This window comes from Cupriavidus taiwanensis (genome assembly GCF_900250075.1).
In the GTDB taxonomy this organism is placed as follows: domain Bacteria; phylum Pseudomonadota; class Gammaproteobacteria; order Burkholderiales; family Burkholderiaceae; genus Cupriavidus; species Cupriavidus taiwanensis_C.
In genome coordinates, this window is record NZ_LT977070.1 from 1675477 (window position 1) to 1688508 (window position 13032).

A 13032-nucleotide genomic window follows, 5' to 3' on the forward strand; every position below is an offset into this window, starting at 1 on the left:
CGGGCGCAAGGTATCGCTGTTTTGCTCTCGCAGGGCTTGACCATCCGCCACTTCCCTCCCATCCTTCCGAAGTCACGAAAGCGGCATCCCTGTTTGCCGCAGTGGTCGATAGTCGACAGTTCCACTAGAATTGCGCGCGTTTGTGCAATGCAATAAGAACCGCACCCAGCACCGGCACCGGGCGCAGCAAGCTGTTGCGCCGGATCTGACCGGCCCGCTGCAGAGCCAACAAACCTGCCGGCGCTCCGGTCGGGCAGACCCAACTTCATGACCCAGTCCACAACCAGCCATTATTTTGTCGAGAGCCCCAGCACGCGCGCGCTGGTGCTCGGCGCGGTAGGCGTCGTCTTCGGCGACATCGGCACCAGCCCGCTCTACGCCCTCAAGGAATGCTTCAGCAAGGAGCACGGCATCGCCTTCAGCCCCGACGCGGTGCTGGGCGTCATCTCCATGCTGTTCTGGGCCATGATCATCGTGGTCTCGATCAAGTACGTGGTGTTCGTGATGCGGGCCGACAACGACGGCGAAGGCGGCGTGCTGGCGCTGATGGCGCTGGTGCTGCGCACCGTGGCGCCACGCTCCGGCAAGGCCAGGGTGCTGATGATGCTGGGCATCTTCGGCGCCTGCATGTTCTACGGCGACGCGGTGATCACGCCGGCGATCTCGGTGCTGTCGGCGGTGGAGGGGCTGGAGATTGCCGCGCCGCAACTGTCGCAATTCGTGATACCGATCACGCTGGTGATCCTGGCGGCGCTGTTTCTGATCCAGCGCCATGGCACCGCCGCGGTGGGCAAGCTGTTCGGGCCGGTGATGTTGGCGTGGTTCCTTGCGCTGGGCGCATTGGGCGTCTACAACCTGGTGCAGGCGCCGGAAATCCTGAAGGCGGTGAATCCCTACTACGGCATTACCTTCCTGGTGGAGCACTCGCTGCAGGCGTTCATCGTGCTCGGCTCGGTGTTCCTGGTGCTGACCGGGGCCGAGGCCTTGTATGTCGACATGGGCCACTTCGGCGCGCGCCCGATCCGCCTGGGCTGGTTTATCCTGGTGATGCCGTGCCTGATGCTGAACTACTTCGGCCAAGGCGCGATGCTGCTGAACAATCCGGCCGGCGCCGAGAACCCGTTCTTTCTGATGGTGCCGGAGCTGCTGCGGATCCCGATGGTGCTGCTCGCCACCTGCGCCACCGTGATCGCCTCGCAGGCGGTCATCTCGGGCGCGTACTCGCTGACCAGCCAGGCTATCCAGCTGGGCTTCCTGCCGCGCATGCGGGTGCGCTATACCTCGGCGGCGGAGATCGGCCAGATCTACCTGCCGGTGGTCAACTGGATGCTGCTGGCGCTGGTGTTCGGCGTGGTGATCTCGTTCAAGAAGTCCGAGAACCTGGCGGCGGCCTATGGCATCGCGGTGACCACCACCATGGTCATTACCACCATCCTGGCGACGGTGTGCATGCGCAACGTCTGGAAATGGAACCCGGCGCTGGTCGCGGTGCTGGGCGCGGCCTTCCTGGTGGTCGACCTGTCGTTCTTCGCGGCCAACCTGCTCAAGGTCGCCGAGGGCGGCTGGTTCCCGCTGCTGCTGGGCAGCAGTGCGTTCTTCCTGCTGATGACCTGGTACAGCGGGCGCAAGCTGCTGCGCGCGCGCAGCCTGGAAGACGGCATTCCGCTCGAGCCGTTCATCGCCGGCCTGCTGGCGCACCCGCCGCACCGGGTCGAGGGCACCGCGGTGTTCCTGACCGGCAACACCGACTCGGTGCCGGTCTCGCTGCTGCACAACCTGAAGCACAACCGCGTGCTGCATGAGCGCGTGGTGTTCCTGAACTTCATCACGCGCGACGTGCCGTACGTCGACGACGACCAGCGCCTGAGCTGCAAGGACCTGGGCGGTGGCGTATTTATCCTCAAGTCCGAATACGGCTTCAAGGAAACGCCGGACGTGCAGAAGGTGCTGGACCTGGCCGATCGCAAGCTGGACATGCATTTCGAGCTGATGGAGACCTCGTTCTTCATTGCCCGCGAATCGGTGATCCCGTCCAAGTTGCCGGGCATGCCGATGTGGCGCGAAAGCCTGTTCGCGTGGATGCACCAGAACGGCGCCAAGCCGTCGGACTTCTTCCAGATCCCGGCCAACCGGGTCGTCGAACTGGGCACCAAGGTCGAGATCTGAGCGCGCGCGGGCCGCGCCCGCCGCCCGCGCCGCCAGCCCCCGGGTCTGCGCCGCCAGGCGCCCCGGGGGCTTTTCATTTGTGGGCAATGCCCGCTGCGGGGCACAGGTCCCGGAAAACGGCCATGCGGCAGCCCGAACCGGGACCGTAGCCTCATGCGGCCAACCGGCCCGCGTCCGACAATGCGTCCCTCAGCTTGTCTCAGCCCCGCGCCTTGCGGCAGTTCCCTCATCGGCGCGGCGGCCTCCAGACTGCCCCAGAACCCCCCGGAAACCCGGAGTCCGGCGCCATGCCGCTGCCCTGATGGGATCGCAGCCGGCCGGCGCCAGGCCATGGCTTGCACGGCACGGGCGATCCCGTGCAGCCGCGCCGTTTCGCCGCCGATCGCCTGAATGACGGAGCCGCCGCGGCTGACGCTGCCGCCGGCTACCGCAGTTGGAGATTGCAATGCACAGGAATCTTGCCCACACCCTCGTTGCCGCTGCCGCACTCGCCGCCGGCCTGAGCCAGCCCGCCCGCGCCGGTGCCTATGGCGAAGCGCTGGCCGCTGCCATGCCGCGCCACGCCGCCGCCCAGCGCGATGCATTTACCGAGGGCGCGCGCAGTCCGGACGCTGGGACCGTGCTGCTGCCCGTGGTGGCGCGCGGCAACCTTTCCGTGTGCCGGGTGCGCGGCTTCGACGCGAGCCAGGACGGAATGCGCAAAGCGGATCCCTATACCGACGGCGCGCGCATGGGGCGTTTCGACGTCTTCACCGAGGGCGCGCGCGCAGCTTCTCGCGACCCCTCTCGCGACCCTTCTCGCGACCCGTATACCGACGGCGCGCGCAGCGATGCGCGCGGCAGCGGGGAATGCCTGTCCTGAACCCGCGGCGGCGCTTTTGCGCCGCCCGTCCTTTGCCTAAGCTAGGGGAGTCACGCGGCGCGCCCGCATGGCGGCCGCGGCCCGCGGCCGCCGGCAGGCAGCTCTTGCCCGCGCGGCCCCGACATGCCGATGTTCAAGCAGCAGATCCGCCTGTGCACCAGCCGCGATGGCGTGCGGCTGGCCTATGCCGTTACCGGCAGCGGCGCGCCGCTGGTCAAGGCGGCCAACTGGATGAGCCACCTGGAGTTCGACGTCGGCAGCCCGGTGTGGAGCCACATGATCACGGCGCTGTCCGACACGCATACGCTGATCCGCTATGACGAGCGCGGCTGCGGGCTGTCCGACCGTGACATCGAGGACCTGTCCTTCGATGCCTGGCTGCGCGATCTCGAAACCATCGTCGACGCCACCGGCGTGGACCATTTCCCGCTGCTGGGTATCTCGCAGGGCGCATCGATCGCCGTGGCCTACGCGGTGGCGCATCCGCAGCGCGTCAGCCACCTGGTGCTGCACGGCGGCTACGCGCGCGGGCGCCTCAAGCGCGACCACCTGAGCCAGCGCCTGCTCGAGGAAGCCGAGTTGATGAACAAGCTGGCCGAACTCGGCTGGGGCCAGGAGAACCCCGCCTTCCGCCAGTTCTTCACCACCCAGTTCATTCCCGGCGGCACCGCCGAGCAGCATGCCTGGTTCAATGAACTGGAGCGCGTGTCGACCTCGCCGCTGAACGCCGCGCGCTTCATGCGCGTGTTCAACGAGATCGACGTGGTGGCGCTGCTGCCGCGCGTGTCGTGCCCGACGCTGGTGCTGCACGCGGTGCGCGACGCGCGCGTGCCGTTCGATGAGGGCCGCCTGATGGCCAGCGAGATTCCCGGCGCGCGCTTCGTGCCGCTGGAAAGCGGCAACCACCTGCTGCTGGAAGACGAGCCGGCGTGGCGCCGCTGGCTCGACGAGGTGCGCGGGTTCCTGCCCGCGGCGCAGCCGGCGCGCTCTCCCGCGTTCGCCGCGTTCACCGCGCTCACGCGCCGCGAGCGCGATATCGTCGAACTGATCGCGCAGGGGCGCGACAACGCGCAGATCGCTGCCCACCTCGACCTGTGCGAAAAGACCGTGCGCAACCATATCACCAGCATCTTCGCCAAGCTGGAAGTGGAAAACCGCGGCCAGGCCATCGTGCTGGCGCGCAAGGCCGGCTTCGACCGCGCCGGCGCCTGAGGCGCCGGCCAGCCTGCACCAACCCCTCTTGAAATCCTCCGGCCCGGACACTAATTAAGGATTGCCCAGCCGCTGCAGCAACGCGCTGTGGCTTCCCCGCCAGCCGGCGCGCCGGCGGCCGGGAAACAAGGCGTCCGTGCGCCTCCCCGCTGCACAGAAGGAGGATCCAACCATGAGTGACTTCATTTTCGGGACTGATCTGTTCAGTGAATTCGACCGGATGCAACGGCAGATGGCGAGCCTGTTCGGCGGCTTTCCGTCCAGCCTGCGCTCCGGGCGTTTCGGTGCGTTCCCGCCGCTCAATATCGGCACCACCGACGACTCCATCGAGATCGTGGTGTTTGCCCCGGGCCTGAAGGCGGAGCAGTTCGAGGTGTCGGTGGACAAGGGCCTGCTGACCATCAGCGGCGAGCGCGCCGCGACGCAGCCCGAGGGCGAGGCCGAGGCGCGGCCCTACGCGCAGGAGCGCTTTGCGGGCAGCTTCCGCCGTGTGATCGAGCTGCCGCAGGCGGCAGACCCCGACAAGGTGCAGGCACGCTACGCCAACGGCTGCCTGTCGATCAGCGTCGGCAAGCGCGAGGCCTCGCGCCCGCGTGCCATCACCGTCAGCTAATGTGAGGAGGTAGCCATGACCGATTCGAATCAAGTCGTCCAGCGCGACCAGGCCAATGCGGCCGGGCAGGGCGGTGCCGTGGCGCAGCGCCGCGACGAGGCCCCGGCCATGACGCTGATCCCCGCCGTCGACATCTTCGAAACCGCCGCGGGCGTTACGCTGTGGGCGGACCTGCCGGGGGTGCCGCGCGAGAAGCTGGAGGTCAACGTGCACGACAGCAGCCTGCGCATCGAGGGCGAGGCGGTGCTGCCAATGCCGACGGGCCTGCGCGTGCAGCATGCCGAGGTACGGCAGCCGCGCTATGCGCGCACCTTCACGCTCAGCCCGGACCTTGACGCGTCCGGAATCGAGGCCAACCTGCAGGATGGCGTGCTGAAGCTGACCATCCCGCGCCGCGATGAAGCGCGGCCGCGCCGGATCGAGGTCTCGGTGGGCTAAGCATGCCCGGATGCAGAACGGCGGTGCCTGGGCACCGCCGTTCTGCTTTGCATGGGCCGCGAGCGCTCAGCCGTGGTTGACCAGCACGCGGGCATCGCTCACGTGGCTGCGGTACGCCTCGAAGATGCGCCGCAGCGACGCTTCCATGCCGATCTCGGGGCGCCAGCCCAGCTCCTCGATGGTGTTGTCGATCTTCGGCACGCGGTGCTGCACGTCCTGGTAGCCCTTGCCGTAGAACTCGCCCGACGAGGTCTCGACGATTTGGGTGAGGCGCGCCTGCTGCGCGTATTCCGGGTAGTCGGCGGCCATCTTCAGCATCATCTCGGCCAGCTCGCGCACCGAGTGGATATTGCCCGGGTTGCCGATGTTGTAGATCTTGCCGCTGGCCACGCCGCCGGGATTCTCGATGATGCGCATCAGCGCGCTGATGCCGTCGGCGATGTCGGCGAAGGCGCGTTGCTGCGCGCCGCCGTCGACCAGCCTGATCGGTTCGCCGCGCACGATATGGCCCAGGAACTGCGTCACCACGCGCGACGAGCCTTCCTTCGATTCGAAGATCGAGTCCAGCCCCGCGCCGATCCAGTTGAAGGGGCGGAACAGCGTGTAATTGAGCCCTTGCTCCATGCCGTAGGCATGGATCACGCGGTCCATCAGCTGCTTGGAGCAGGCGTAGATCCAGCGCGGCTTGTTGATCGGGCCGTAGACCAGCGGCGAGGCGTCGGGGTCGAATTCCTCGTCGCCGCACATGCCGTAGACTTCGGAGGTCGACGGGAACACCAGGTGCTTGCGGTACTTGACCGCGGCGCGCACGATCGGCAGGTTGGCCTCGAAGTCCAGCTCGAACACGCGCAGCGGCTGGCGCACGTAGGTGGCCGGGGTGGCGATGGCGACCAGCGGCAGCACCACGTCGCACTTGCGGATGTTGTACTCGATCCACTCCTTGTTGATGGTGATGTCGCCCTCGAAGAAGTGCATGCGCGGGTGGTCGACGAGGTCGCCCAGGCGGTCCGTGTTCATGTCCATGCCGTAGACCTCCCACGGCGTTGTTTCCAGGATGCGGCGCGTCAGGTGGTGGCCGATGAAGCCGTTGACGCCGAGAATCAGTACTTTCTTGACTTGCATGCGTTAAGGAATGGCAGGGGGAGTGGCAGGGGGAGTGGCAGGGAAACCGGAAACCAGCCGGCGCGTCTGGCGCTCGCCGGCCAGGGCAAAGTTGGCCACCGCAACGCGGCGCCAGTCGCGCGCGATGACATGCATCGGCACGCGCGCGCTCAGTTCGGCAAATGTTGCCGGCGACAGCAGCGCGACGGCGCGCGGGCCATGCTGCCAGGCGTCGACGAAGGCATCGACGGTCGGCAGCCATTTCTGCGGCTCCTGCGCGGTGCCGAAGGCCAGCTCGTCGGCCTGCGCCACCATGGTCAGCGGATGGCGCAGGTAGAACGGCAGCGTGTGATCGAGCATGCCGACACCGTACAGCGGCATGCCGGGCCGCAGCACGCGCCCGATCGGCGCAACCAGGTCGATGCCGGAGGCGGCCCGGCCGATGGCTTCGTGGCCGAGCAACGCGACCGAAAACGCCAGCAGCATGCCGAACGCATAGCCCGTGACGCTGGCCATGCGCCCGTGGCGCCGAAGCAGCCACAAGGCCGCGGCGGCACTGGCCATCACCAGCGCGCAAGCCAGCGCCGCCCAGATCGCGTAGTGGCGGTACAGCGCATTGGGCGTGTTGTTGGCATCGAGGGTGGCCACCACCGGGCTGGCCAGCAGGCCGATGGCACCGAGGGCCAGCATGGCGCGCACTTGCCGGGTCCAGGCACGCTCGCCGGCGTGCGCCAGCGCCACGCCGCCGAGGATGCCGAGCGCGGGGAACATCGGCACGATGTAGCCCGGCAGCTTCGAACCCGACAGGCTGAAGAAGCCGAAGATGGCCAGCGCCCACAGGGCCGCCAGCAGCGCGGGCTGGAACGGCAGGTGATTGCCGGCTGTGTGCGCCACGCCGGCGCGCTGCGTGACCGCGCGCACCATGCCTGGCAGCAGGCCCAGCCATGGCAGGAAGCCGCCGGCCAGCAGCGGCACGAAGTACCACGGTGCGCCGGTGCGCGCGTGCGCCGTCGAGGTATAGCGCTGCCAGTGCTCGTGGATGAAGAAGAAGCGCAGGAATTCCGGATTGCGCCGTGCTACCAGCCAGTACCACGGCACCGCCACCAGCAGCATCAGCGCGATCCCGGTAGGCGCATGCAGGCGTCGCCACAGGGCCAGGTCGCGCGTCACGGCGGTGTAGAGCACCAGCACCAGGCCCGGCAGCGCCACGCCGACCAGCCCCTTGGTCAGCACCGCCACGCCCATGGCCACCCAGCACGCCAGCATCCAGCGGCAGCGCGCGGCTGGCGTCGCCGCCGGATGCTGCGCCAGCAGCAGGCTGGCCAGCACGCAGGCCATGGCGCCGGACAGCGTCATGTCGAGCGTGTTGAAATGCGCCGCGATATTCCACATCGGCGCACTGGCCAGCACCAGCCCGGCCATCAGCCCGGCGCGCGCGCCGAACCAGCGCGCGGCCGCGAGCATCGATACCCCAAGCCCCGCGGCCCCGGCCAGCGCCACGCACAGCCGCGCCTGCCAGTCGCCGATGCCGAACAGCGCATACGACACCGCTGTCATCCACATGTGGAACGGCGGCTTTTCAAAGTACTTCAGGCCGTCGTAGCGGATCGTGACCCAGTCGCCGCTGCGCAGCATCTCGCGCGCGATCTCGGCATAGCGGCCTTCGTCGGGACCCAGCAGGTGGCGCATGCCGAGCGTGCCGAACCACAGCAGCGCGAAGGCCAGCACCACCAGCATCGGCACCACTGGCATCGCGGCAGCGCGCGCGGCACGTCCGGGCATGGCGGCCCGGACAGGGATCAGCCCGGGTGCGGCGGCAAGGGGGTCGTGACGGTGCGGCATGCGGGAGCGGGACGGCATCGACGGAGCAGGGTGGCGCGGCACGGGGGACGCGGCAGGGGGCGGCCGGGCCGGTGCGGGCGCAGACACCATGTCCACGCCGGCGCGGCGCGCCGCGTTGTACGGGGGCAAAGGCAATTGAAAGGTGAGCGGAGCATAATCCGCCAACCTTAATGGCACATTAAGCGGCGCGCGCACCGGGCCGTGATACCTCCGGGCCACTCCAGAGCATGAAACTCCTGATCGTTGAAGACGACCCGATGCTGGGCGACGGCCTGCGGCGCGGCCTGCAGCTGCTCGACTACGCGGTCGACTGGTTCCGCAACGGCACCGATGCCGACCATGCGCTCGGCCTGGCCCACTACGATGCCGTGGTGCTGGACCTGGGCCTGCCGGGCGACGACGGCATGACGCTGCTGGCGCGCTGGCGCGCGCGCGGCAGCCGCATCCCGGTGATCGTGCTGACCGCGCGCGACGCCGTCGACAGCCGCATCGGCGGGCTCGATGCCGGTGCCGACGACTACCTGGTCAAGCCGGTCGCGCTCGACGAGCTGGCGGCGCGGCTGCGCGCGGTCACGCGCCGCGCGGCGGGCATGTCGGCTCCGGTGTGGCAGCACGGCGCGCTGGCCTTCCACCCTGCCGCGCGCCAGGCGTACTGGCAGGGCAAGCCGGTCGAACTGACCAGCCGCGAAGCCATGCTGCTGGAACTGCTGCTGGCGCATCCCAACCGGCTGCTGACGCGCGAGGTGCTGCGCGACAAGCTCTACGACTGGCAGGGCGGCATCGAGAGCAACGCGCTCGAAGTCCATATCCACCACCTGCGCCGCAAGATCCATCCGAAGATCGTGCGCACCTTCCGCGGCGCCGGCTACACGCTGGGCGCGGCCGAGGACTGCGCATGACGTTGCAGCGCAGGCTGGTGCTGGCGGTGCTGGTGGCCGCGCCGGTGGTATGGCTGTTGACGCTGGGCATGACCTATGTGCGCGCGCGGCACGAGATCAACGAGCTCTATGACACCGACATGGTGCGCATGGCACTGCAGATGCAGTCGGTGGTGCCGCTGGTCGACATCGCCGCCGGCATGTCGCGCGCGCGCGTGCCGCGGCTCGACGAAGGCGACCTGGGCGACGCCGGCCTGGGCGACCTCGCCATCGCCGCCTGGCTGCCCGACGGCAAGCCGCTGCATATCGATCCCGACGGCGACAAGCTGCCGCGCGCCGAAGGCGTCAAGGGCTTTACCGACGTCACGCTGGATCAGCAGCGCTGGCGGCTCTATTACCTCGACGATCCCGACACCGGCTGGCGCGTGTGCGTGGGCCAGCAGCTGGGCGAACGCGATGAGCTGATCCTGTCCTACATTGCCGCGCAGGTGCTGCCATGGGCGGTGGGCCTGCCGCTGCTGATCGGCCTGCTGATCGGCTTCATGCGGCGCGCGATGGCGCCGGTGCGCACGCTGTCCGCGGATATCGAGGCACGTGCCGCGGACGATCGCCGTCCGCTCAGCCTCGCTGCCGTTCCCGGCGAACTGGTGCCGCTGGTGCATGCGATGAACCGGCTGCTGGCGCGCGTTTCCGATTCGATCGAACATGAGCGGCGCCTGACCGCCGATGCCGCGCACGAGATGCGCACGCCGCTGGCGGCGCTCAAGGCGCAGTGGGAAATCGCCGAGCGCTCGCCCGACCGCGACGAACGCGCGCTGGCGCGGGCCAATGTCGCCGCCGGCATCGACCGTATCGGCCGGCTGGTGTCGCAGCTGCTGACGCTGAGCCGGCTCGAGGATGCCGCCGGGCTGCCGGCGCGCCAGCCGGTCAACTGGGTGCCGGTGGCACAGCAGGCGCTGTCCGACTGCCTGGCGCTGGCGCAGCAGAAGCAGGTCGACGTGGAGCTGGCCTGGCCGCCGCCGGACCAGGCCGCGTTGCCGGTGGCGGGCGATCCCGCGCTGCTGTCGCTGCTGCTGCGCAACCTGCTCGACAATGCGATCCGCTACAGCCCGCCGGGCGCGCTGGTGCTGGTCGATTTCCGGCCCGACAGCATCACCGTGCGCGACCAGGGGCCCGGCGTCGCGCCGGCGTTGCTGGCGCGCCTCGGTGACCGCTTTTTCCGCGGTGGCGCCGGGCAGCACGAGCAGGGCCACGGCCTGGGCATTTCCATCGCGCGACGCGTGGCACGGCTGCATGGGCTGGAGCTGGCGTTTGCCAACCGGGCCGGCAGTGGCGACGGTACAGACAGGGGCCTGTCCGTGCGCATCGCCCGCGGCGCCTGAAACGAAAACGCCCCGCACGGCAAACCGTGCGGGGCGTTGTAGCCGGGGCAGGCGCGCTCAGCGCTTGAGCTTGGCGAACGCGGCGGCCATGGCGCCGGCCGGCTCCGGCTCGCGACGGCCGCCGCCGAAGCCCTTGCCGCCGCCATTGCGCTGGCCGCCACGGTCGTTGCGGTCGCCGCCCCCTGCGCGCGCCGCGGCCTGGCCGGGCTCGTCGTCGAGCCGCATCGACAGGCCGATGCGATTGCGCTTGACGTCCACCTCCATCACCTTGACCTTGACGATCTGCCCGGCCTTGACCACTTCGTGCGCGTCCTTGACGAACTTGTTCGACAGCGCCGAGATATGGACCAGGCCGTCCTGGTGCACGCCGATATCGACAAACGCGCCGAACGCGGCCACGTTGGTGACCACGCCTTCGAGCACCATGCCGGGCTGCAGGTCCTTCACGTCCTCCACGCCATCCTGGAAGGTCGCGGTCTTGAACTCGGGACGCGGGTCGCGGCCGGGCTTTTCCAGCTCGGACAGGATGTCGCGCACCGTCGGCAGGCCGAACGATTCGTCGGTGAACTTCTCCGGCGCCAGGCCGCGCAGCGCCTCGCGGTTGCCCATCACGTCGCGCAGGCACTTCTTGACGTGGTCCAGGATGCGCTGCACCACCGGGTACGCTTCCGGGTGCACCGAGGAGCGGTCGAGCGGATTGTCGCCGTCGTTGATGCGCAGGAAGCCCGCGGCCTGCTCGAAGGTCTTGTCGCCCAGGCGCGGCACCTGCTTCAGCGCATTGCGGTTGGCGAAGGCGCCGTTGGCGTCGCGGAACTCGACGATATTGCGCGCCAGCACCGAATTCAGGCCCGACACGCGCGCCAGCAGCGGCGCCGAGGCGGTGTTGACGTCGACCCCCACGGCATTGACGCAGTCCTCGACCACCGCGTCGAGCGCGCGCGCCAGCTCGCGCTGGTTGACGTCGTGCTGGTACTGGCCCACGCCGATCGACTTCGGATCGATCTTGACCAGCTCGGCCAGCGGATCCTGCAGCCGGCGCGCGATCGACACCGCCCCGCGCAGCGACACGTCCAGGTCCGGGAATTCCTTGGCGGCCAGCTCCGACGCCGAATAGACCGAGGCGCCGGCTTCGCTGACCACGATCTTGGTCAGCTTCAGCTCGGGCATCTGCTTCATCAGGTCCTGCACCAGCTTGTCGGTCTCGCGGCTGGCGGTGCCGTTGCCGATCGAGACCAGCGCCACGTTGTGCTGCTTGGCCAGGCGCGCCAGCGCGGCGAGCGAGCCGTTCCAGTCGCGGCGCGGCTCGTGCGGATAGATGGTGGCTGTCTCCAGCAGCTTGCCGGTGCTGTCCACCACGGCCACCTTGCAGCCGGTGCGGATGCCCGGATCGATGCCCATCACCGACTTGGGACCGGCCGGCGCCGCCAGCAGCAGCTCATGCAGGTTGCGGCCGAACACCTTGATGGCCTCGCTCTCGGCGGTTTCGCGCAGCTGCGTCAGCAACTCGGTCTCCAGGTGCGGCTGCACCTTGACGCGCCAGCACCAGCGGCACACGTCGCCCAGCCACTTGTCGGCGGGGCGGCCCAGCTGCTGGATGCCGACATGGCGCGCAATCATGCCTTCGCACGGGTGCGGCACCAGCGCGTCCTGCTCTTCGCCCAGGCCCAGCTTGACCATCAGCACGCCGGCATTGCGGCCGCGGAACAGCGCCAGCGCGCGATGCGACGGCACCGTGCGCAGGGTCTCGCTGTAGTTGTAGTAGTCGCGGAATTTCTCTTCTTCCGCGGTTTCCTTGCCTTCCATCACCGACGAGGCCACCACGCCGTGGTTCCACAGGTGCTCGCGCAGCTTGCCCAGCAGTTCGGCGGTCTCGCCGAACTGTTCCGACAGGATGTCGCGCGCGCCGTCCAGCGCCGCCTTGACGTCGGGCACGCCGCCGTCGGCGGTGGGGTTGCCGTTGACGTACTTCGCCGCTTCGGCCTGCGGGTCGAGCGTGGGATCTGCCAGCAAGGCCAGCGCCAGCGGCTCCAGCCCGCATTCGCGCGCGATCTGGGCGCGGGTGCGGCGCTTGGGCTTGTAGGGCAGGTAGAGGTCTTCCAGCGCCTGCTTGGTCTGCGCGGCTTCGATCGCGGCCTGCAGCTCGGGCGTGAGCTTGCCTTGCTCCTCGATCGACGCCAGGATCGCGGCGCGGCGGTCTTCCATGTCGCGCAGGTACAGCAGGCGCTCTTCCAGGTTGCGCAGCTGCGTGTCGTCGAGGTTGCCGGTCACTTCCTTGCGGTAGCGGGCGATGAAGGGGACGGTGGCGCCTTCATCGAGCAGCGCCACGGCCGCGGCCACCTGGCGGGGCTGCACGGACAGTTCGGCCGCGATGAGCGCGACGATCTTTTGCGAGACGGATGCGGGCAGGTTGGACATCTTGGAACGCAGCGTGAGACGCAGTCAGTCGAAAGCGGGGCATTTTGCCACAAGCGCGCGGGCCTCCGGCGGGGCCCGTGCCGCGGGTCGGGCGGGCGGCGTTGCGCGCACGTGCGCGGGCGC

10 protein-coding genes are annotated in these 13032 nt (G+C 69.0%); 7 read left to right on the forward strand and 3 right to left on the reverse strand.

Translation table 11 applies throughout. The features are described from left to right. Positions 1 to 267 precede the first annotated feature (267 nt). The 5 genes from CBM2588_RS07810 (at position 268) to CBM2588_RS07830 (ending at position 5291) form a co-directional block, all read left to right on the forward strand. Positions 268 to 2166 (forward strand): potassium transporter Kup, encoded by a 1899-nt coding sequence (locus CBM2588_RS07810; protein WP_115680037.1) that lies wholly within the window; start codon positions 268 to 270, stop codon positions 2164 to 2166. A 445-nt stretch (positions 2167 to 2611) separates the two neighbouring features. Next, positions 2612 to 3028, forward strand: coding sequence for a hypothetical protein (locus tag CBM2588_RS07815; protein ID WP_115680038.1), 417 nt, complete (start codon positions 2612 to 2614; stop codon positions 3026 to 3028). A 123-nt stretch (positions 3029 to 3151) separates the two neighbouring features. Further along, on the forward strand, positions 3152 to 4240 hold the full coding sequence (locus CBM2588_RS07820; RefSeq protein ID WP_115680039.1) for an alpha/beta fold hydrolase: 1089 nt from the start codon (positions 3152 to 3154) through the stop codon (positions 4238 to 4240). Positions 4241 to 4412: 172 nt separating this feature from the next. After that, entirely contained in the window at positions 4413 to 4853 is a 441-nt protein-coding gene (locus CBM2588_RS07825; RefSeq protein WP_115680040.1) for an Hsp20/alpha crystallin family protein, read from the forward strand. Positions 4854 to 4868: 15 nt separating this feature from the next. Next, positions 4869 to 5291: an Hsp20/alpha crystallin family protein gene (locus tag CBM2588_RS07830; protein WP_115680041.1), complete on the forward strand. Its 423-nt coding sequence runs from the start codon at positions 4869 to 4871 to the stop codon at positions 5289 to 5291. A 66-nt stretch (positions 5292 to 5357) separates the two neighbouring features. On the opposite strand, the gene CBM2588_RS07835 is transcribed toward CBM2588_RS07830, so the two are convergent. Further along, positions 5358 to 6413: a bifunctional UDP-4-keto-pentose/UDP-xylose synthase gene (locus CBM2588_RS07835; RefSeq protein WP_115680042.1), complete on the reverse strand. Its 1056-nt coding sequence runs from the start codon at positions 6411 to 6413 to the stop codon at positions 5358 to 5360. Positions 6414 to 6416: 3 nt separating this feature from the next. Beyond that, positions 6417 to 8234: a glycosyltransferase family 39 protein gene (locus CBM2588_RS07840; RefSeq protein WP_115680043.1), complete on the reverse strand. Its 1818-nt coding sequence runs from the start codon at positions 8232 to 8234 to the stop codon at positions 6417 to 6419. Between the two features lie 227 nt (positions 8235 to 8461). On the opposite strand from CBM2588_RS07840, the gene CBM2588_RS07845 reads away from it, so the two are divergent. Both CBM2588_RS07845 and CBM2588_RS07850 read left to right on the forward strand, forming a co-directional pair. Further along, positions 8462 to 9133: a response regulator gene (locus CBM2588_RS07845; RefSeq protein WP_115680044.1), complete on the forward strand. Its 672-nt coding sequence runs from the start codon at positions 8462 to 8464 to the stop codon at positions 9131 to 9133. Continuing rightward, the gene (locus CBM2588_RS07850; protein WP_115680045.1) at positions 9130 to 10494 is read left to right on the forward strand and encodes an ATP-binding protein; all 1365 of its coding nucleotides are present in this window, start codon (positions 9130 to 9132) and stop codon (positions 10492 to 10494) included. The genes CBM2588_RS07845 and CBM2588_RS07850 overlap by 4 nt, the downstream gene beginning before the upstream one ends. Positions 10495 to 10551: 57 nt before the next feature. Here the strand turns inward: CBM2588_RS07850 and CBM2588_RS07855 are convergent, their stop codons facing one another. Further along, on the reverse strand, positions 10552 to 12909 hold the full coding sequence (locus CBM2588_RS07855) for a Tex family protein (RefSeq protein ID WP_115680046.1): 2358 nt from the start codon (positions 12907 to 12909) through the stop codon (positions 10552 to 10554). Between the last annotated feature and the right edge of the window lie 123 nt (positions 12910 to 13032).